The organism is Nonomuraea sp. CX421, from assembly GCF_059358955.1.
In genome coordinates this window covers 1-19910 of sequence record NZ_JCADBK010000010.1, presented here as the reverse complement: position 1 = coordinate 19910, position 19910 = coordinate 1, and the positions used below count along the sequence as shown (strand labels likewise).

19 protein-coding genes are annotated in these 19910 nt (G+C 72.7%); 7 read left to right on the top strand and 12 right to left on the bottom strand.

Translation table 11 applies throughout. From position 1 onward, the window contains the following. Positions 1-67 precede the first annotated feature (67 nt). The 8 genes from AC5L3X_RS19495 to AC5L3X_RS19460 all read right to left on the bottom strand — a co-directional run bounded on the left by AC5L3X_RS19495 (position 68) and on the right by AC5L3X_RS19460 (position 8380). Positions 68-1150 carry an ABC transporter substrate-binding protein gene (locus AC5L3X_RS19495; protein WP_494858564.1) on the bottom strand — a complete coding sequence of 361 codons (1083 nt, stop codon included), beginning with the start codon at positions 1148-1150 and terminating at the stop codon, positions 68-70. A 161-nt stretch (positions 1151-1311) separates the two neighbouring features. Then, positions 1312-2016, bottom strand: coding sequence for a response regulator transcription factor (locus AC5L3X_RS19490; protein ID WP_494858562.1), 705 nt, complete (start codon positions 2014-2016; stop codon positions 1312-1314). A gap of 9 nt (positions 2017-2025) precedes the next feature. Beyond that, complete coding sequence (locus AC5L3X_RS19485) at positions 2026-2916, bottom strand: sensor histidine kinase (protein WP_494858560.1); 891 nt, start codon at positions 2914-2916, stop codon at positions 2026-2028. Positions 2917-3067: 151 nt separating this feature from the next. Next, complete coding sequence (locus tag AC5L3X_RS19480; protein WP_494858559.1) at positions 3068-3574, bottom strand: methyltransferase family protein; 507 nt, start codon at positions 3572-3574, stop codon at positions 3068-3070. 77 nt (positions 3575-3651) lie between these two features. Beyond that, a complete protein-coding gene (locus tag AC5L3X_RS19475) occupies positions 3652-4581 on the bottom strand; it encodes a hypothetical protein (protein ID WP_494858558.1) in 930 nt (309 codons plus the stop codon). Between the two features lie 270 nt (positions 4582-4851). Continuing rightward, positions 4852-5562: an ABC transporter ATP-binding protein gene (locus AC5L3X_RS19470; protein ID WP_494858556.1), complete on the bottom strand. Its 711-nt coding sequence runs from the start codon at positions 5560-5562 to the stop codon at positions 4852-4854. Between the two features lie 58 nt (positions 5563-5620). Next, complete coding sequence (locus AC5L3X_RS19465) at positions 5621-7408, bottom strand: dipeptide/oligopeptide/nickel ABC transporter permease/ATP-binding protein (protein ID WP_494858554.1); 1788 nt, start codon at positions 7406-7408, stop codon at positions 5621-5623. Continuing rightward, positions 7409-8380, bottom strand: a complete 972-nt coding sequence (locus AC5L3X_RS19460) for an ABC transporter permease (RefSeq protein ID WP_225262208.1) — start codon at positions 8378-8380, stop codon at positions 7409-7411. 196 nt (positions 8381-8576) lie between these two features. Between AC5L3X_RS19460 and AC5L3X_RS19455 the strand changes: the two genes are divergently transcribed. Then, positions 8577-10175 carry an ABC transporter substrate-binding protein gene (locus AC5L3X_RS19455; protein WP_494858552.1) on the top strand — a complete coding sequence of 533 codons (1599 nt, stop codon included), beginning with the start codon at positions 8577-8579 and terminating at the stop codon, positions 10173-10175. A gap of 68 nt (positions 10176-10243) precedes the next feature. Here AC5L3X_RS19455 and AC5L3X_RS19450 read toward each other — a convergent pair whose 3' ends face one another. The 3 genes from AC5L3X_RS19450 to AC5L3X_RS19440 are packed head-to-tail and all read right to left on the bottom strand — an operon-like array spanning position 10244 to position 13849. After that, on the bottom strand, positions 10244-11836 hold the full coding sequence (locus AC5L3X_RS19450; RefSeq protein ID WP_189123011.1) for a PucR family transcriptional regulator: 1593 nt from the start codon (positions 11834-11836) through the stop codon (positions 10244-10246). Next, positions 11826-12578 (bottom strand): GNAT family N-acetyltransferase, encoded by a 753-nt coding sequence (locus tag AC5L3X_RS19445; RefSeq protein ID WP_494858550.1) that lies wholly within the window; start codon positions 12576-12578, stop codon positions 11826-11828. Before AC5L3X_RS19445 ends, AC5L3X_RS19450 begins: the two co-directional genes overlap by 11 nt. Beyond that, positions 12575-13849, bottom strand: a complete 1275-nt coding sequence (locus AC5L3X_RS19440; protein WP_189123013.1) for a serine hydrolase domain-containing protein — start codon at positions 13847-13849, stop codon at positions 12575-12577. The genes AC5L3X_RS19445 and AC5L3X_RS19440 overlap by 4 nt, the downstream gene beginning before the upstream one ends. Before the next feature lie 118 nt (positions 13850-13967). Between AC5L3X_RS19440 and AC5L3X_RS19435 the strand changes: the two genes are divergently transcribed. The 4 genes from AC5L3X_RS19435 to AC5L3X_RS19420 are packed head-to-tail and all read left to right on the top strand — an operon-like array spanning position 13968 to position 18208. After that, positions 13968-15488, top strand: a complete 1521-nt coding sequence (locus AC5L3X_RS19435; RefSeq protein WP_494858548.1) for an N-acyl-D-amino-acid deacylase family protein — start codon at positions 13968-13970, stop codon at positions 15486-15488. Between the two features lie 20 nt (positions 15489-15508). Continuing rightward, positions 15509-16099 (top strand): GNAT family N-acetyltransferase, encoded by a 591-nt coding sequence (locus AC5L3X_RS19430; protein WP_494858546.1) that lies wholly within the window; start codon positions 15509-15511, stop codon positions 16097-16099. Between the two features lie 2 nt (positions 16100-16101). Continuing rightward, positions 16102-17403: an RNA polymerase sigma factor gene (locus tag AC5L3X_RS19425; protein ID WP_494858545.1), complete on the top strand. Its 1302-nt coding sequence runs from the start codon at positions 16102-16104 to the stop codon at positions 17401-17403. Positions 17404-17446: 43 nt separating this feature from the next. Then, on the top strand, positions 17447-18208 hold the full coding sequence (locus AC5L3X_RS19420) for an SDR family NAD(P)-dependent oxidoreductase (protein ID WP_189123016.1): 762 nt from the start codon (positions 17447-17449) through the stop codon (positions 18206-18208). A 27-nt stretch (positions 18209-18235) separates the two neighbouring features. Here the strand turns inward: AC5L3X_RS19420 and AC5L3X_RS19415 are convergent, their stop codons facing one another. Next, positions 18236-18421: a hypothetical protein gene (locus AC5L3X_RS19415; RefSeq protein ID WP_494858543.1), complete on the bottom strand. Its 186-nt coding sequence runs from the start codon at positions 18419-18421 to the stop codon at positions 18236-18238. 253 nt (positions 18422-18674) lie between these two features. On the opposite strand from AC5L3X_RS19415, the gene AC5L3X_RS19410 reads away from it, so the two are divergent. Both AC5L3X_RS19410 and AC5L3X_RS19405 read left to right on the top strand, forming a co-directional pair. Beyond that, positions 18675-19202 carry a hypothetical protein gene (locus AC5L3X_RS19410; protein WP_189123018.1) on the top strand — a complete coding sequence of 176 codons (528 nt, stop codon included), beginning with the start codon at positions 18675-18677 and terminating at the stop codon, positions 19200-19202. 181 nt (positions 19203-19383) lie between these two features. Continuing rightward, positions 19384-19788 (top strand): VOC family protein, encoded by a 405-nt coding sequence (locus tag AC5L3X_RS19405; protein WP_189123019.1) that lies wholly within the window; start codon positions 19384-19386, stop codon positions 19786-19788. Positions 19789-19910 lie beyond the last annotated feature (122 nt).

Sequence of the window (19910 nt, the reverse complement as noted above, 5' to 3'; positions counted from 1 at the left end):
GGTGGTTCTCCCGCTGGTGGTGAAACCGGCCGGGAGCGGGCCCTCGTATCGCCCCCGGCCGAAGCCGTCAGTCCTTGGGGGCTTGCGCCACTTCGGTGTCGAACCGCCGGGTCAGGGCGGACTTGACGGCGCCCGCGGCGACGCTGTCGTACTCGACGAGCTTCACCGTCGCCAGGTCCACGGTCTTGTCCGACTTCTTCGCGGCGGGGTTCGTCGGCGCCTGGTAGGACTTGACGGTCGGCCCGATCTCCTGGGCGGCCGCGGTGAGCGCCCAGTCGATGTACTTCTTCGCGCTGACCGGGTTGTGCGCCCCCTTGATCAGCGCGACGCCGCCCACCTCGTAGCCGGTGCCCTCGGCCGGGAAGGTGACCTCCAGGTCGGTGAAGCCCTGCTCGCGGGTCGCGACGCAGTCGTGGGAGAAGACGACGCCGACGCCGATCTCGCCGCGCGCGACCTGCTGCGCGGGCGCGGCACCGGACTTGCTGTACTGCAGCACGTTGGGGTGCAGCTTCTTCATGTACGCCAGCGCCCCGTCCTCGGAGCCGCCGTTGAGCAGCACCTGGGTCCACAGCGCCGTGTAGGCGGTGCCGGAGGTGGAGGGATGGGCGATGCCGACGTTCTGCTTGAGCGCCGGGTTCAGCAGGCCCTGCCAGGAGCCGGGCGCCGTCACCCCCTTCTCCCCCAGCACCTTGGTGTTGTTGCAGAAGCCGAGCACGCCCACGTAGACGCCGGTCCAGGCGCCCGCCTCGTCCTTGTACCGGGCGGGGATGGGGGCGGCGTTCGGCGACACGTAGTTCTCCAGCAGTCCCTGGCCGGCCGCGGCGGCGTAGCCGTCGGCGGGGCCGCCGTGCCACACGTCGAACTCCGTGTTGGCCCGGCCGGCCTGGATCCTGGTCAGCGCCTCGCCGCTGGACAAGCGGACGAACTCCGCCTTGACCCCCGTCGCCGTGGCGAAGCCCTCGGCCATCGCCGCGCACCACTCCTCCGTGGCTCCGCAGGCCACCGTCACCTTGCCGGTGTCCGCGGCGGCCGCGTCGGCGGGGCCGGCCGGGCCGGTCGAGGTACGGGCGCAGCCGGTGACGGCCAGCGCGATCACGCCGGCCAGCGCCGGCAGCGACCGCCGGGCGCGGCCGCTGAGGTGTGGAGTCATGGGGGCCTCCTGGATCGACCAGCGCCGGGGCGGGCGGGCCGCTTGGTTGGTGTGTACCGACGGTAGGCCCGCCGCGCACCCCGCTCCGTAACAGCGCCGTGAGCGTTGGTGACAGCGCCGTCACCCGCGACGCGCCAGGGCGGCGTCGTGGAGCCCCCCTGCTAGGGGCCGTCGTCGCCGGGGGGCAGGTGCGGCATCATGTAGCCCACGCCGCGCACCGTCTGGACGTACCTCCCGGCATCGTCGCCCAGCGTGGCCAGCCGCGACCGCAGCCGGTACACGGTGGTCTTCACCACGTCGCGGCCGCCGACCAGATCGGCGGTGCCCCACACCGCGCGCAGCAGGTCCCGCCACGACTGCGGGCTGCCGCGCCGCGCCGCGAGATGGGCGAGCAGCTTGAACTCGGTGTACGGCAGCTCCAGCCTCCGGCCGGCCACGGTGACGGTGTGCAGCGCCGAGTCGACGACCAGCTCCCCGACCCGCAGCACCGCTCCCTCGCCGCCGCCCCGGCGGCGGCGCACCAGCGCCTGCGCCCGCAGCGCGACCTCCCTCGGGTGGAACGGCTTGGTCACGTAGTCGTCCGCGCCGCGCTCCAGCCCGGCGATGATGTCCTCGTGTTGCGCCAGCGCGGTCAGCAGCATGATCGGCACGTCCGACCGGGCCCGGATCCGCTCGCAGAGCGCGAGCCCGTCGAGCGTCGGCATGAGCACGTCGAGCACCACCAGGTCCACGTCGTAGGTGCGCAGCACGTGCATCGCGGTCGCGCCGTCGTGTGCCGTGTGCACCGTGAAGCCCTGTGTCTGCAGCGCGAACTCGACGATCGCCGTCATCTGCGGTTCGTCGTCGACGACGAGAGCGGTGGCCATCGGGTCCCCTCAGCCGGGCAGGCTCAACAGAAAGGTGGTGCCGTGCATGGACGTGGTGTCCACCAGGATGGACCCGCCGTGCAACTCGACGATGGTCTTCGTGATGACCAGGCCGAGCCCGGTGCCGTCGGCCAGCGGGCGTCCCGTGGCGAACCGGTGGAACAACCGCCGGCGCTGCTCCCGCGTCATCCCGGCGCCGTCGTCGGTGACGTACACCGCGATCCCGACGTAGGTCCCGGTGTCGACGACCGCCACCCGCACGTCGATGCTGCCCCCGACGCTGGTGAACCGGCTGGCGTTGGACAGCAGGTTGGTCAGCGCCTGGGTGAGCAGCAGCGGGTCGGCGGCGATGTCCGGGGTGACCTGCGGAGTGTCCAGCGTGATCCGCTGCCGGCGTTCCGCGCACAGCGCGCGCATCGCGGTGACCACGTCGCGCGCGATCACGGACACGTCGACCCGCTCCAGACGCGGCGTGAACAACCCGGCCTCGATCTTCGCCTGGATGAGCAGGCTCTCGCACAGCGCGATCACATGCGCGCACTGCCGGTCCACGACGGCGAGGAAGCGTTCCTGCGCCGTGGTCAGCGGCCCCGGCGACCGTTCCACCAGCAGGTCCACGGCCCCCTTGATCATGCTGAGCGGGGTACGCAGCTCGTGGCTGAGCGACGTCACCTGCTCGGCCCGCCGGTCGACCAGCTCGCCCAGCCGGTCCAGCTCGGCCTGCTGCGCGGCCACGATCCCGCGCAGCCCCGCCACGGCCAGCCCCGCCCCGCCGACGAACCCGGCCACCCCCGCCGCCACCGGCCACGGCCCGGCCACCACCGCGGCGACGGCACCGGACGTGCCGACGAGCCCGGCCAGCAACGGCAGCCGCGGGAACCGGGACACGACTCGCCGCACGACTCGGGACAACCTGCCTGGTAGGGATGCTGATGTGATCTCCATGTCGCCTCGCAGCGAACATATCAGCACGCTTTCGCCCAGACATCTGCTGATTTCACCCCCTTGTCAGGCCGCTGCCCGTCAGGGATCCCGTCCAGGTGGAGCGGCCTCAGGGCCGGTAGGCGTGGATCGTGGGCCACCAGCCGGGCACGGCCGCGCGGTAGCGCTCGTAGTCGGCGCCGAATCTGCGGCGCAGCGCCGGCTCCTCGTAGAAGCGGGCGAACAGCACCACGGGCACCGCCACGGCCACGGCGTAGAGCAGCAGCCGCCCGTCGCCGAACAGCATGGCCTGCCCGACGACGCAGCCGAGGACCGCCACGTACATCGGGTTGCGCACGTATCGGTAGAGGCCGCCCACGACGAGCCGTTCGGGCGGCGCGATCGGGACAGGCGTGCCAAGGCCCTCGACCACGAACCGGGCGAACGCGTGGACCAGCACCGCCAGCCCCGCGACCACGAGCAGCGTCCCCAGCACGCGCAGCGGGACCATGGCCCAGGGCGCGAACGGCTCACGCGCCTGCCAGCCCGAGACCCACCACGGGCCGAGGAGGGCGGCGGTGCCGGGGGCGGCGGCGAAGAAGGCGGCGCTCACCACGGCCGCGGGCGTCCTGCGCATGACCGCACCTCCCGGCGCATAATTCATTATGCGATGAGTTTAAGCATCGGGCCGTCCGCAGGTCAACAACAGGGACTTCATGACGTCATGTATCGCACGATCTTGTCGCCCCCCACGCCCCACAGCAACGTCCCTCCTGCGGTCTGGGTCACCGCGGTGATGGGGCCAGGCGGCCGGACGGAACGCCATGGTCCGTCTCCCCGCGTCAACAGGCGATAGCCATCGGGGCCTTCAGGTGTCCAACGGGTGGTGGCTGCCCAGAGCGCTCCGCGGCTGTCGCGGGCCAGACCGGTTATCTGCCCGCCGCTCACGTCGACGGCCTGCCAACTACCGCCGTTCCACTGGTACAGCACTGGACGAAAGGCGCCGTCCGGGGTCGTGAAGCCGCCCGCGGCCCACACCTTGTCGCCGTCAACAGCCAGAACCGCTTTGAGTGTCGTGTCGAAGCTGACTGCCGACTCCGCCACGGAAAGCGGCGTCCGCCGCCAGGATCTCCCGTCGAAATACGCGGCGGCCGGGACACCGCAGGTCCCCCTGCCACATGGCGTGGAAACCTCACCCACCGCCCAGATGCTCTCCGGCGACAACGCCTGAGCGGCTTGCACGTTGATGGGGATCGGGTGGTCGGTCCAGCGACTCCCGTCGAAATAGCGCGCCTTGCGGCCGAACGTCCATGCACGACCGCCGGGCAGAGCCAGCACTTCCTCCTGCCGCATCCCAGGCGTGTGGGACCATCGCTGCCCGTCGAAGTGGAGCAGCCCGTCCTCGCCGCCTTCGGGATCGTGAGCGATGACCCACACGTTGCCGGGGTCGGAGGCGTCCACCTTGGTGAGGTGACACATGCGCACCTCCTTGGGCAGAGCGTCCATGACCTTGCGCCAGCGCCTGCCGTCCCATTCCGCCAGCAACGGCTCGTGCCCGGCAGTGCTGTAGGCGCGTTCGCCCACCGCCCAGGCTCTGTCTTCGCCCACCGCCGCGACGTCGGTGAACATCACCGACTGAAACACTTGCTCCCTGTCGTCGCCCTTTTGACGGTAGACGACCTTCCATCGGCCCGCTGACCGTCTCGTCCGGGCAGGGATGGGAGTCTTGGTCGTCCTGTCGCCCGGCCCGTCTCCAAGAGACGGGCGAGCCGAGGGCGGCTCATGGGGCGCGGCCACGGAGCGACTCGGCGTGCCGGAGCCGGAGAGCTCACCGTTGGCCCCACACGCGGCGACCAGTGACATGATCACGCACACGGCGACACGCTTCATTTCCGTGATCTTAAACTGCCCCACTCACTGGCGCAGCCTCGGGATCGACTCCAGGAGGGTACGGGTGTACGGGTCCTGAGGGTCGGACATGACGGCGTCGACCGGGCCCTGCTCGACGACGCGGCCCTGGCTCATGACCGCCACCCGGTCGCTCACGTACCTGACGACGGCCAGGTTGTGCGAGATGAACAGCAGGGTGAGACCCAGCTCGCGCTGGATCTCGCGCACCAGGTTGAGCACCATGCCCTGCACCGAGACGTCGAGCGACGAGGTGATCTCGTCGGCGATCACCACCTCGGGCCGTGCCGCCAGCGCTCGCGCCAGGGCCACCCGCTGGCGCTGCCCGCCGGACAGGTGCCGGGGCAGCCGGGCGGCGTGCTCGCGCTCCAGGCCGACCAGTCCGAGCAGCCGGGCGACCTCACCGGCCGTCCGGCCGGACCGGGGCAGCGCCTCGGTGATGGCCGCGCCGATGCTCATGCGCGGGTCCAGTGAGGAGTACGGGTCCTGGAAGACGAGCTGGACGGCCCGCCTCCGGTCCGGCGTGATCCGGCCGGAGGCCAGCGGCACCAGCCCCACCGCCGCCCTGGCCAGCGTGGACTTGCCGCAGCCCGACTCCCCCACCAGGCCGGCGACCGTGCCCGAGGGCACCTCCAGGTCCACCCCGCGCACCACCTCGGCCGCGTGGCGGCCGCGGCCGAGCCGGACCCGCACGTCGTGGAACTCCAGCGCCGTCACGATCCCACCTCGTTCCCTCTCAGACGGTTCACCCTCTGATCGTTGTCTCTCGGATCGTTCACCCTGAGATCGTCCCGGCCGGACTCTCCGGCCGCATCGCGTCGCTCGCCACCGGCCTGTCCACCGGGTGCCAGCAGCGCACGCCCGCCTCCAGGGCGGGCAGTTCGTTCCGGCAGCGTTCGTCCGCCCGCTCGCACCTCGGCGCGAACGGGCAGCCCGCCGTCGGGTCGGCCGGTGACGGCATCCGCCCGGGGATCGTGGCCAGCGGGAGCGAGCGGTCGGCGGCCATGTCCGGCACCGACGCCAGCAGCGCCCGTGTGTAGGGGTGGGCGGGCCCGGCGAGCAGCCGCTCGACGGTCAGGTCCTCCACGATCACTCCGGCGTACATGACGAGCACCCGCGAGCACAGCTGCGCCACCACGGCGAGGTCGTGCGAGATGAGCAGGATCGCCGCGCCGGTGGTGGAGCTGACCTCGCGCAGCAGGTCGAGGATCTGCTTCTGCACGGTGACGTCCAGCGCGGTGGTCGGCTCGTCGGCGATGATCAGCCGCGGCCGGCCCATCAGACCCATCGCGATCATCGCGCGCTGGCGCATGCCGCCCGACAGCTCGTGCGGGTACTGCGCGGCCACGCGTGCCGCCGCCGCGATGTGCACGTCGTCCAGCCGGGTCACCGCCCGCTCCCAGGCCGCCCGCCGGGCCAGCCGCCCGTGCGTCCGGGCCACCTCGGCGAGCTGGGTGCCGACCCGCAGGGCGGGGTTGAGCGAGGTCATCGGGTCCTGGAAGACCATCGCGGTCTCGCCGGCCGTGATCGAGCCGGACACCACGCCGGGTGGTTCGACCAGGCCGGAGACGGCCAGCGCGGTGAGCGACTTGCCGGAGCCCGACTCGCCGACGAGGCCGACGCGCTCGCCCGGCGCGACCGTGAAGGACACGCCCTTGACCGCTGCGGCGTCGCCGTACGAGACGCGCAGGCCGGTGACCGTGAGGGCGTCGCCGGGCACGGGCCGGGCCGAGCGGCCGGACGGGCGCGTGACGGCGGCGCGCCCGCCGAAGACCTGGGCGGCGAACTCGCCCAGCACGTTGAACGCCAGCCCGGCCAGCACGACCGCGACGCCGGGGGCGAGGGCGGCGGCCGGGTTGAGGTAGACGCGGTTGAGGCCCTCGTTGAGCAGCAGCCCCCAGTCGTAGTCGGGCGCCTGCACGCCGAGCCCGAGGAAGGACAGCGCGGCGAAGGCCAGCAGCGCGCCGCCCGCGCCGAGGGTGGCCTGCACGATCAGCGGCTCCCCGATGTTCGGCAGGATGTGCCGGACCAGCATCCGGACCCGGCCGACGCCGAGCACCCTGGCCGCGGCCACGAAGTCGCGTCCGGCGACGGAGGCGGCGAGCGTCTGCGTGAGCCGGGCGAACGCCGGCACGCTCGCCAGCCCGATCGCCAGCGCCGCCGACCGGCCGCCGGTGCCCAGCACCACCGCGAGCACCAGCGCGATCAGCAGCCCGGGGAAGGCGACGACCAGACCGATGAAGCCGTTGACGAGCCGCCCGGCGCGGCGGCCGAGCACGGCGGGCAGACCGCCGAGCAGGAGCCCGCCGGCGACGGCGACGCCCGTGGCGAGCAGCGCCAGGCCGATGGTGGGGCGCGCGGCGACCATCACCCTGGCCAGCACGTCGCGGCCGAGGCCGTCGGTGCCCATCGGGTGGGCGGCCGACGCGCCCTGGGTGAGCGCCAGCGTGTCGGTCCTGACGGCGTCGTCGGCCCAGATGACAGGGCCGAGCACGACGGCGAACAGCAGGAACGCCAGCGACACGACCGCCGCGACGCCCAGCGGGCTGCGGAGCCTGCGCATTCAGTCCTCCCGGATCGTGGAGCGGGGGTCGAGCCTGCCCAGGGCCACGTCGACGGCGAGGTTCACCAGGAGCACGGCGCCGCCGTACACGAGCACGACGCCCTGCACGACGGGGTAGTCCTTGGCCTTGATCGCGTCGACCAGGGCGCTGCCGAGGCCGGGCCAGGCGAAGACGTTCTCCACCAGGACGCTGCCGGCGATCAGCCCGGAGATCAGCAGGCCGCCGATGGTGAGGGCGCCGGTGAGCAGGTTGGGCAGGGCGTGCCGCAGGTGGATGAGCCGGGCGGGCAGCCGTTTGGCGCGGGCGGTGCGCATGTAGTCGGACGACAGCACGCCGAGCGCCTCGACCCGGACGATCCGGCCCAGCGCGGCGGCCGGGCCGACGGCCAGCGCCAGCGTGGGCAGCACGTAGAAGCGCGGCCCCATCTCGCCGGTGACGTCGGCGACCGGCAGCACCTCCAGCGTGATCGCGAACACCACGATCAGCGCGACCGCGAGCAGGAACTCGGGCACGACGGCCAGCAGGCCGCTGACCCCGGTGAAGAGCAGCTCCGCGCCGCGCCGCCGGCCGCCGCGGGTCCAGGCGGCCATCGCCATGCCGACCGGGATCGCGGTGATCATCACGACCGCGAAGGCGACGAGGGCGAGCAGGGCGGTGTACGGCAGGCGGTCGGCGATGGTCTGGGCCACCGGCAGGCCGGAGACCATGGACTCGCCCAGGTCGCCGGTGAACAGGCCGCCCAGGTGGCGCGCGTACTGCTCCCAGATCGGCAGGTCGAGGCCCAGTTCGTGGGTGCGGGCGGCGACCAGCTCGGGTGAGGCGGTGATGCCGAGCGCCGCCCTGACCGGGTCGCCCGGGATGACGTGCACCATCGCGAACGTGGCCGTGATCAGTAAGGCCAGGGAGAGCAGGAAGCGGAGGAAGCGGCGGCCCAGGTACGCGGCCCAGGGGTGCCTCGGATGCACGGCCATGGCGGGCATCCTGCCATCCACCCCGCCGATCCGGAATCGTACGAATCGCCCAGTTAACGGGGCGAAGTATGTCCGCCCCCACAAGGAGTGGTCCAGATATACGGCGAAATTTCGTGGCTTTGTCGGATCCCACGATGACCAGGTCAGCCGCGGGGACCACGCTGGCCGATATCGCAACGGATGGATAGGAGATGATATGCGCGCTCGCCTGCTCGGGGTGCTCTGCGCGGTGGCCCTGGCGACCGCGGCGTGCGGGAACTCCGGCTCCGGTGACCCCGGTGGGGAGGCCAAGCCCGCGGGCTCCGGCCGCTACGCCACGGGTGCCACCTTCACCATGGCCATCATGGAGCCCGGCGACCTGAACCCGCTGATGACCGCCCTGTCCGACCCCCGGGGCGTCGACTTCTTCCTGTACGACACCCTGGTCTCCTACCAGGACGACGGCACGGTGCAGCCCGGCCTGGCCTCGGCCTGGAAGGACACGGCCACGTCGGTCGAGTTCACCCTGGCCAAGGGGGTGACGTGCGCCGACGGCTCGCCGCTGACGGCCGCGGACGTGGCCGGCAGCGTCAACTTCATCGCCGATCCGAAGAACAAGTCACAGTTGCTCGGCCTGTTCGTGCCCGCCGACCTCAAGGCCACGGCCGACGACGCGGCGGGCAAGGTGACGATGACGGTCGAGACGGCCGACCCGTTCCTGCTGCGCAGGCTGTCGTCGGTGTTCATCGTGTGCGGCAAGGGCCTGACCGACCCCGCCGGGCTCAAGGCCGGCAAGCACGGCACCGGCCTGTTCCAGATCACCGAGTCGGTGGCCGACGACCACTACACGCTGGCCAAGCGCCCCGAGTACGCCTGGGGCCCCGGCGGCGTGACCGGCGGGCAGGAGGGCCTGCCGGACAAGGTCGTGCTCAAGGTCGTCAAGAACGAGACGACGGCCGCCAACCTGCTGCTGTCCGGACAGCTCAACGCCGCCCACGTGATCGGCCCGGACCGGGCCCGGATGGAGGCCCAGAAGCTGTTCAAGAGCGAGATCCGGCTGATGTTCGGCGAGTTCACCTACAACCAGGCGCAGGGCCGGCCCACCCAGGACGAGCGGGTCCGTCAGGCGCTCACGATGGCGCTCGACCTGAACGAGCTCCAGCGGGTGGCGACCAGCGGCACGGGCGCGACACCGGAGGGCCTGAGCATGCAGCCCCGGGTCTGCCCCGGCGTCACCACCACCGCGCTGCCCCAGCACGACCCGGCGAAGGCGGCGGCCCTGCTCGACCAGGCGGGCTGGACCAAGGGCGCCGACGGCGTCCGGGCCAAGGACGGCAAGAAGCTGAAGCTGACGTACGTCTTCCTGACCGAGCACGGCGACCCCGGCAAGTCGGCGGCCGAGCTGATGAAGCAGAAGTGGACGGAGCTGGGCGTCGACACCGAGCTGAAGCAGATCCCCGGCACCCAGCTGGCCAGCGTGAGCGACGGTTCGATGGACTGGGACGCGGGCTGGATCCAGGTCAACGTGCCGCTGCCGAGCATGATGGTGCCGTTCCTGTCCGGTGAGGGCCCGCCGAAGGGCGCCAACTGGTCGACCATCAAGAACGCCGACTACGACCGCCTGATCGGCGAGGCGGCCAAGGCCACCGGCGAGGAGAGCTGCGCCAAGTGGAACGAGGCCGAGAAGGCCCTGTACCAGAAGGCGGACATCGTGCCGTTCGCGGACACGACCACGCCGCTCTACGGCAACGGCGCGGAGTTCGCCCGGCTGGGCGGCTCCTTCGCCCCGAGCACCATCCGGATGCTGGCCAAGTGATCGCCTGACGAGTGCCGCGCCCGGCGTGACGGGCGCGGCACTTGCGCCCGGTGCCAGGGGGCTCGCCGTCAGGAGTGCAGCCGCATCTGCAGACTGACGGCGAGACGGGCGTCGGGGTCGTCGAGGTCGAGCCCGGAGATCGTGGCGAGCCTGCGCAGCCGGTAGCGGAAGGTGTTCTGGTGCACCTGCACCGCCTTGGCCGCGGCGTGCACGTTGCCGAGCGCGTCGAGGTACGCCTTCAGGGTGCCGACCAGGTCCGTGCCGTGTTCGGCGTCGTAGGCGACCAGCTTCTCGTACGGCCCCGCCGGCGGCTGCTCCTCGGCCGCGACCAGGTCGCCCAGCTGCAGCAGGAGCGACTCGAAGTACACGTCGGCGTAGGCGGCGGCCACCCCCGACACCCCGCGGGCCCGCAGCACGCGCAGCGTCCGGGCGGCGTCGGACCGCGACCTGCCCACTTCGGCGAGCGTGCCGACCTGCCGTCCGACCCCGATCGCGGCCGGGAAGCGGCGCCCGGTCCTGGCCAGGAAGCTCTCCGCGACCCGCACCGCCCGCTGTTCGGCGTCGGCGGCCTGGGCGTGCAGGGGCAGCACCGCGTAGGCGACGCTGCCGATCAGCGCGGCGGCGGCGTGCGGGTGGATGGCGCCGACGTGCAGCGCGAGCGCGTCGCAGAACCGCTGCCGCTCCCCCTCGCGGCCGGCCACGTCGGCGAACGCGCTCTCGTCCAGTCCGGCGGCCAGCACGCAGACCCGCTCGGTGGCGATGCCGAGCCGGGCCGCCGCGTCGGCGGCGTCCCGGCCGCCCTCCAGCACCGTGGAGAGCAGGTCCGCGCGCAGGCGGCGTTGCGCGTCGGCTCCGGCGCGCTGCCGTAACAGGTGCAGCGCCACGATCTTGGCGGCATCGCCGAACGCCCGGCGCCGGTGCTCCGGCAGCGGTCCCGGCACGGTCGCCCACATCGAGCCGAGGATCTCGTCCCCGGCGCGCACCGCGATGGCGGTCCTGGGCAGCATGCCGCCGCCGAGGTCGAAGAAGATCGGCTCGCGGTTCTGGTACAGCTCGCGGTAGATGCCGCGCTCCTCCTGCAGCCGCTGGTACTTCTCCGGCACCTTGCGCCCGAGCACGGTCTCCACCCGGGCCTGGTCGGCCTCGTCCTGCCGGCCGGAGAACGCCAGCACCCGCGACGACCGGTCCTCGATCGTGATGGGCGCGTCCAGCAGCTCGCAGACGGCGTTGGCCAGCGTGAACAGGTCGTCGCCGGACCCGGCCGGCTCGCCGGGCGAGCCCACGTCGCCCTCGGCCAGGATCGACCGGAGCAGCGCCGCCACCTGCGCCCACGATGCGGCCCTGGTCAGGCCGAGCAGCACCACCCCGGTCTCCAGAACCTTCGCGCGCACCGTCTCGTCCACCGCGACGGGCGACTTCACCACCAGGCCGGCCGCCCCCATCGGGCCGAGCGTGGTGAGCAGCTCGCGGATGCGGTCGGCGCCCTCCACGCCCACGCCCAGCAGGATCGTGCCCGGCGGCACGATCTGGTCGTCCAGCGGATCGTAGATCTGCACGGTCGCCACCTCGACGTCCATCTCGCCCGGCGAGGCCACGATGTCGAGAAAGGTGGAGCCGAGATCGTCCAGAATGCGGCCAAGGGTGCTCAACCTAAGTCTCATCTCCCAGGAGATACCAGCCCTCGCGGGCGACGTCGACGATCACAATGCCCAGTTCACGTGCTGTGAGGAGCGCCTCCCGTACGCATGCGCGCCAGCGCTGGGCGGTGCCGGGCGCCATCGTGCGCAGCCGTTCGATGTCGTGCGGCATCGCGACCGCCAGCCGGGTCCCGCGCTCGGGGGTCCGGCCGGTGCGGACGGGCTCGTCGCCGTCGCGCCCGACCAGCACGAGCGCGTCGCGCGGATCGGCCTCGGGACGCGGGCCGGGCGGGGCCGACAGGTCCCACACGACGTAGATCCGGTCGGTCGCCTCGCCCGCGTTGATCGCGTCGCGCATGGTGCCGTAGAAGTCCGGCAGGTAGGAGCCGGCGCGGGCGCCCAGCTTGTGGAAGTTCAGGTAGGCGTTCCGGCTGACCAGCGGGTCGAACGTCCACGACACCAGGCTCACGCCCCTGGCCAGCGCCCACTCCCGCTGGTGGCGTTTGAGCGCGTAGCCCGCTCCCCCGCGAGCCCCCGGCAGCACGCCGGTGATGTGCGAGTGCAGGTGGCCGTCCTGGGCGAAGAAGCCGATGGAGACGCCGATCAGCTCGTCCCCCGCCCAGGCGCCCGCGACGTACCCACCGACGTGCGCGATCGTCCGGATCAGGCCCGGTTCCAGCAGCTCCCTGCCCCAGATCTTGGTGATCAGGTCGGCGGCCCGGTGGTGCTCGGCGACGGTGGTCAGCTCGGTGATGATGAGGGTCACGGGATCTTCGGGGTGGAGCGCACACCGAAGTACAGGTACGGCGAGCCGTCCGCCAGGGTGTGGAACACCGCCTTGGTCCACAGCCGGTCGCCGGAGCGGCGGGCGAGGAAGACGGAGTCCCCGGCCGGCACGAGCTCGAACTCCAGCGGCGACTGGAGGTCGGCGTACTCGCCGGTCGACTCGTAGGTGAGCCGCAGGTCGCGCACGGTGATCCGGGCGCCGGTGCGCTCGTACACGCCGTCGTGCCGGCCCGCCTCCACCGCCACCGGGGTCTCGGGCGGCCGCGGCGGCGCCGGCGGCCGGACCCCGCACAGCGCGGGGAAGAGCTGCTCGGCCACCGCCTGGATGAGGCCGTCGGTGTCACCGCCGTTGCACAGCAGCGCGACGACGACGTCCTGGTCCGGCAGCACCCAGAGCATCGCCGCCTGGCCGATCGTGTTGCCGCCGTGCAGCCGCACGGGCGTGCCGTCCCACGTGTCGAGGATCCAGCCGAGCCCCCAGTGCGTGCCGTACACCCTGCCTGGCAGCTCGATCTGCGGCTCGGCCATGGCCTGGACGCTCGCCCGGCTGAGGACGGCGGGCTCGACGAAGGCGCGGCCGAAGCGGACCAGGTCGGCGGCCGTGGCGCAGATCTGCCCGGCGGGGCTGTTGGAGCGGGTGATGCCCCAGACCCCGGTCGGCTCGTTGGCGTCGCCGAGGTGGCCGGTGGCCGCGCGGAAGCGGATCACGTCCTCGGGCAGCGTCCAGGTGTGGGTCAGTCCGAGGGGGTCGATCAGCTGCTCGCGCAGCGCCGTGTCCCACACCTTGCCGGTCACCCGCTCGACGACCCGGCCCGCGACGGAGAAGGCGCCGTTGCTGTAGGAGTGGGTGGCGCCGACGGGGTGGGTGAGGGGCCGGCTCGCGATGGCCGTGACGTACTTCTCCAGGCAGTCGTCGCCGCGGCCCGTGTCGTGGAAGAAGTCGCCGTCGATCCCGCTGGTGTGCGAGAGCAGGTGCCTGACCAGCACGCCGCCGCCGATCTCGGGCAGCACCTCGGCCACCGGGGTGTCGAGCGTCAGCCTGCCCTCCTCGACCAGGAGCATGATCTGGGCCGTCGTCCAGACCTTGGTCACCGAACCGATCTGGAACAGGGAGTCGGGCGTGGCCGCCACACCGGTGTCCAGGTTGAGCAGACCCGCGACCTCGCGGTGGGTCTCGCCCTGGTGCCAGTAGGCCAGGGAGGCCCCGGGCACGCGGAACTCCTTGATCAGTTCTGCCAGCCGAATCGTCATGCTGGCACGCTAGGCGGTCCGTCGGCCGCCTCTCTTCGTCGCATCGGACCAACACGGGCCACCTTGTTAGGTCATTCACGACAAGAATTTCCGGCATGTCAGGTGTTGGGTGGATCGCATGATTGATGTGATCCTGCGCGGCGGCACGGTGCACGACGGGCTGGGCTCGGCTGCCGAGACGGCGGACGTGGCGATCTCCGGGGGGCGGGTGGTCGCCGTCGGCCCCGGCCTCTCGGGCGCCCGCCGGGAGCTGGACGTGGCCGGGCTGATCGTCGCGCCGGGGTTCGTGGACGCCCACGCGCATTCGGATCTGGTGCCGCTGATGGACGAGCCGCAGCCGTTCAAGCTGCTGCAGGGCGTGACGACCGAGATCAACGGCAACTGCGGCTACTCCTACGCGCCCGACGCCTCCCGGCTGGAGGAGCTGACCGGGGTCTCCGTGCCCGACTGGACCTTCGCCGGATACCTGTCGGCCGTCGCCGTCGCCGGGCCGTCGAACCACGTGGCGACGCTGGTCGGGCACTCGACGCTGCGGGGGGCGGTGGCGGGGTTCGCGCCGGACCTGGCCGAGGGCGACCTGGACCGGATGTGCGAGCTGGCCGCCGACGCCTTCGAGGCGGGCGCGTGCGGGCTGTCCAGCGGGCTGATCTATCCGCCCGGGAGCTACGCCGGCACCGGCGAGCTGGTCGCGCTGGCCCGGGTCGCGCACCGGTACGGCGTGCCGTACACGACGCATCTGCGCGACGAGGGCGCCGCGGTCGGTGAGGCCCTGGACGAGGCCGTCGAGATCGCCCGGCGGGCCCGGGTGCGGCTGCAGGTGTCGCACTGCAAGGTCGCCGGCCGGCCCAACCACGGGCGGGCGTCCCTGCTGCTGGACAGGCTGCGCGCCGCGCGGGCCACCGGGGTGGACGTGCGCGGCGACCAGTACCCCTACCTGGCGGGCTCCACCGTGCTGGCGGCGCTGCTCCCGCCGTCGGCGCTGGCGGGCGGCCGACTGCGGGAGGTGCTCGCCTCCCCCGCCGAGCGCCTGCGGCTCCGCTCGGTGGCCGAGGCGGGCGGGACGGGTTCGGGGCTCTGGCGGGACGCCGTACCGGCCGGGATCCTCGTCACCTCGCACGCCGACGCCTCCTTCACCGGCCGCGCGCTGGCCGACATCGCCGGGGAGCGCGACCCGTGGGAGGTCGCCTGCGACCTCGTCGCGGCGGACCCGGCCGCGCAGATGGTGGTCGAGATGATGGCCGAGGAGGACGTGACCGAGATCATGGCCGATCCGCTCATCGCCATCGGCTCGGACAACGGGCCGCCCACCGGCCTGGAGCATCCGCGCACGTGGGGCTGCTTCCCGCGGTTCCTCGGCTGCTACGTACGGGAGCGGGGCGTGGTCGGCTGGGCCGAGGCGGTGCGCAAGATGACCTCCGCCACCGCCGACCAGTTCGGGCTGCGCGGCAGGGGGTGGCTCGGCGCCGGGGCGTACGCCGACGTCTGCGTCTTCGACCCGGCCACGGTCGGCCACGCGGGCACCTACACCGCTCCGTCCGCCCGTCCCACGGGCATCGTGCACGTGCTGCTGGAGGGGCGGGTAGTCGTGGAGTCGGGCGAGTTCACCGGCGGCCGCCACGGCCGCGTCCTGCGCCCCTGACCCGCGTTAGCGTGGGGCCGGTGGAGATCTACTCAGAGACCGACCGCCTTATCCTGCGCCGGTTCACCGGCGCCGACGCCGACCTTCTGTTCGAGCTGCACAACGACCCCGACGTCATGCGCTTCCTCAACGGCGGCAAGCCGACCCCCCGTGACGTGATCGTGAACGAGACGCTGCCCCGCTACGTCTCCTCAGGCTTCTTCGCCGCGATCGAACGCTCCACCGGCGCCTTCCTCGGCTGGTTCCACCTGCGCCCGCCGGAGGGCGGCGACCCCGCCGAGCCGGAGCTGGGCTATCGCCTGCACAAGTCCGCGTGGGGCAGGGGCTACGGCACCGAGGGGTCGCTCGCGCTGATCGACAAGGCGTTCGGCGAGCTGGGCGCCCGGCGCGTCTTCGCCACGACCATGGCCGTCAACCGGGGGTCGCGCCGCGTCATGGAGAAGTGCGGGCTGCGTCACGTGCGCACGTACTTCGACGACTGGCCCGAGCCCATCGAGGGGTCGGAGGAGGGGGAGGTGGAGTACGAGATCCTCCGCTCCGACTGGGAGGCGCGCGGCCCGGCCCGGCCGGCCCGTGACGAGGCAGTGAGACGGTCGCGAGGGCAGGGGTGAGCGTGCGGCATGACGCCGAGCCCGGCGGGCCGGCCGGCGATGGGATGGGGGCGCCGGAGGCGGGCGGCCCCGGGGGCGCGGACGTCTCGGTGGCCGAGGTCGAGCAGGTGTTCCGGCGGGAGTACGCGCGGGCGGTGGCCGTGCTGGTGGGCCGGTTCGGCGACATCGACCTGGCCGAAGAGGCGGTCCAGGACGCGTTCGCCGTGGCCGTGGACCGCTGGCCGGCCACCGGGGCGCCGCCGAGCCCGGCCGGCTGGATCATCACCACGGCCCGCAACCGGGCGATCGACCGGTTGCGCCGCGAGGCGTCCCGCGACGACCGGCACGCCGCGGCGGCCCTGCTGCACGCCTCAGGCGAACCGGCCGAGCAGGGTGCCGTGCCCGACGACCGGCTGCGCCTGATCTTCACCTGCTGCCATCCCGCTCTCGCCGTCTCCACCCAGGTGGCGCTGACCCTCCGCCTCCTCGGCGGCCTCGGCACCGGGGAGATCGCGCGGGCCTTCCTCGTGCCGGAGCCAACGATGGCGCAGCGGCTGGTCCGGGCCAAGGGCAAGATCCGTGACGCGCGCATCCCCTACCGCGTGCCGGCCGAGGCCGACCTCCCCGGCCGCGTGCGTGCCGTACTGGCGGTCGTCTACCTCATCTTCACCGAGGGCCACACCGCGAGCTCCGGAGCCGACCTGGTCCGCGACGACCTGTGCGACGAGGCCATCCGGCTCGGCAGACTGCTGGCCGAGCTGCTGCCGGACGAGCCGGAGGTCGTCGGCCTGCTCGCGCTCATGCTGCTCCTGCACGCGCGCCGGGCGACCCGTGCCACGCCCGACGGGAGCCTCGTGCTGCTGGCCGCGCAGGACCGCCGTCTCTGGGACCACGACCTCATCGCCGAGGGCCAGGAACTGGTCCGCGCGTGCCTGCGGCGCGACCGGCCGGGGCCGTACCAGATCCAGGCGGCGATCAACGCCGTGCACGCGGACGCGCCGCGCGCCGACGCCACGGACTGGGGGCAGATCCTGCGGCTGTACGACCAGCTTCTCGCGTGCGCCCCGACGCCGGTCGTGGCCCTGAACCGGGCGGTCGCGCTGGCCGAGGTGGCGGGCCCGGGCGAGGCGCTCGCCGTGGTCGACGGCCTCGGCCTGGACGCCTACCACCTGTTCCACGCGATCCGCGCCGACCTGCTGCGCCGCCTCGGCCGCACCGCCGAGGCGGCGCAGGCGTACGAGGAGGCCATCGCCCGCACGGGCAACGCCGCCGAGTGCGCCTTCCTCCAGGGCCGCCGCGACGCGCTCATCCCTGGTGAAGGGTGACCAACCTGGTGCACTGGTCAGACCAGTCGCTAGGGTGGCCCGCATGGGATATGACGCGTTGTTCCGCCTCGACGGGCGGCGGGCTGTGGTGATCGGCGCCGGGAGCGGCATCGGGCGGGAGTCGGCGCTGGCGCTGGCGGCCCACGGCGCGAACGTGGTGTGCGCGGACCGCGATCCGGAGTCGGCCGAGGAGACGGCGTCGCGCTGCGGCGGCACGGCCCGGGAGCTGGACGTGCTCGACGGCGGCTCCATCCAGGCGCTCGCCGCCGAGGCCCCCGCGGACGTGCTGGTGTTCACCCCGGCGACCAACGTGCGCAAGCGGCTGCTCGACTACTCCGCCGAGGAGTTCGGCCGGGTCGTCGACCTCAACCTGCGCGCCTCCTTCGACCTGGTGCGAGCGTTCGGGGCGGGGATGGTGGAGCGCGGGCGCGGGTCCATCATCGGGTTCGCGTCGATCCGGGCCTCGGTGACGGAGCCCGGCCAGGGCGTCTACTCGGCCACCAAGGCGGGGCTGGTGCAGTTGCTGCGCACGGCCGCCGCCGAGTTCGGGCCGCGCGGGGTGCGGGTCAACGCCATCGCGCCCGGGGTGGTGGAGACGCCGCTGACCAGCCAGATCAAGGCCGACCCCGCCTGGTACGACGCCTACGCGGCCAAGAGCGCGCTCGGCCGGTGGGCCCGCGCCGACGAGATGGCCGGGGCCGTGGTCTACCTGGCGAGCGACGCGGCCGGCTTCGTGACCGGCTCGGTCCTCTACGTGGACGGCGGCTGGACCGCGATCGACGGCCGCTTCGACCCGCCCAACTAGCGGCGGCCCACCAGGCGAGCCCCCCGCTCACGCCTCCGTGGGTTCGTCATAGCCCTCGGCCTGTCCGTGGACCTCCTCGTCGGGGTCGCCCTCCGGCTGGTTGGCCGGGTCGGTGGGCGAGGGGCTGAACTCGTCGGCGAACTCGGGTTCGCCGTGATCCTCTTCCGGGTCACGCCTGTCCGCCAAGGGTGCCGTCTCATCCGGCTGCGACATGCCGCTCCTCAGGTGATCGGGTCGGGTGCACGGGCCCCGTGTCTCGGCATCGGACCCGCATCTCGCCTGCCACAGAGAACGCCGGGCAAACCACACCGGCCATCGCCCCGGTCGCGCCGCCGCCCCTGCCGCACCCGGCGCGCCTCGCGCTCCACCAACGCGCGCCGGGCATCCCGGAGCGGGAGGCCACACGGGGAGATTATTTGGCGTTTGTGCAGGGTAGACGCCTGCAATGACTCGTCGAACGTCCGTCGTGGCAGCTCTGCTGACCGTCACCGCGGTCAGCGCCGGTTGCACCGGCCTGACCTACGACTCCGAGGACGTCACCCGCATCCACGCCCCGCAGAACGACGGCGCCAACGCGAGCGTCCGCACGATGCACCTGCGCAACGCCTTCCTGCTGGCCGGCGGACGCGACCTCGCGCTGTACGCCATCCTGGTCAACGACGGCAACCGGAGCGACACCCTGGAGCGGGTCACCGCGGGGCAGGGGGTGCGGGTACAGCTCCCCGCACCGGTGGACGTGCCGGCCAAGCGCCTCGTGGGCGCCGAGGGGCCGATCGCGACCGTCACCGGAGTGACCGGTTCACGCTGGGTGCCCATGACGTTCACGCTGAAACGCGCCGGCGAGATGCGCGTCATGGTGCCGGTCCAGGAGCGGAGAGGCCAGTACGCGACCCTGAGCCCCTCCGCGCCCGGCTCACCGACGCCCGCACCCGCACCCACCTCACCCGCTCCGTCCGCACCCCGCGGCCCCACCCCGCCCACCCGGACTCCCTGACCCCGGTCCGGCCGATGACGGCAACGCCGTGCGCTCGACGGCGCGGCGAGTCGTCCGGCTGCTCTCACGCGCCCGGACTGGCCCGCCTCGCTCCCTTGACCGAGCCGACTGGTTTAGAGTATTGCTTTAAAGTGCGACTCTAATCTAAAGCGTCGTCTCCCTGAGGTCATGGAGGTTTCCGATGGTCGTGCTGGGCGGATTCCATCACGTCAAGCTGCCCGTCTCCGACGTGCACAAGAGCCTTGAGTGGTACCGGCGGGTGCTCCGCCTCGACCTGGCGATCGAGTTCGTCGAGGACGGCGTGCTGCGCGGCGTGGCGCTGACCGACCCGGCACGGACGGTGACGCTGGCACTGCGCGAGGAGCCGCGGCTGGCCGCGCAGCTGAGCGGCTTCGACCCGGTCGCGCTCGGCGTGCCGACGCTGGAGGCGCTGCGGGCCTGGGCGGATCATCTCGACGTCCTGGGCGAACGACATGGCGAGATCGCCGAGGGCAGCGTCGGGTGGCTGATCCCCGGCCTCATCGATCCCGACGGCATCGAGATCCGCCTCTACACCCTGCAAGAGCAGTCAGCTTCTCGGCCGTGAACGACCAAGCTTGCAGCTCCTCGCCGTCGGTGGCTTCGACGGTCTGGTCCGCGTCAGGCAGCGTGACTCACTGCCCAGCCCGTCTCACCGCGTGCGGCGATGTTGCGGGCTGCGTTGACGTC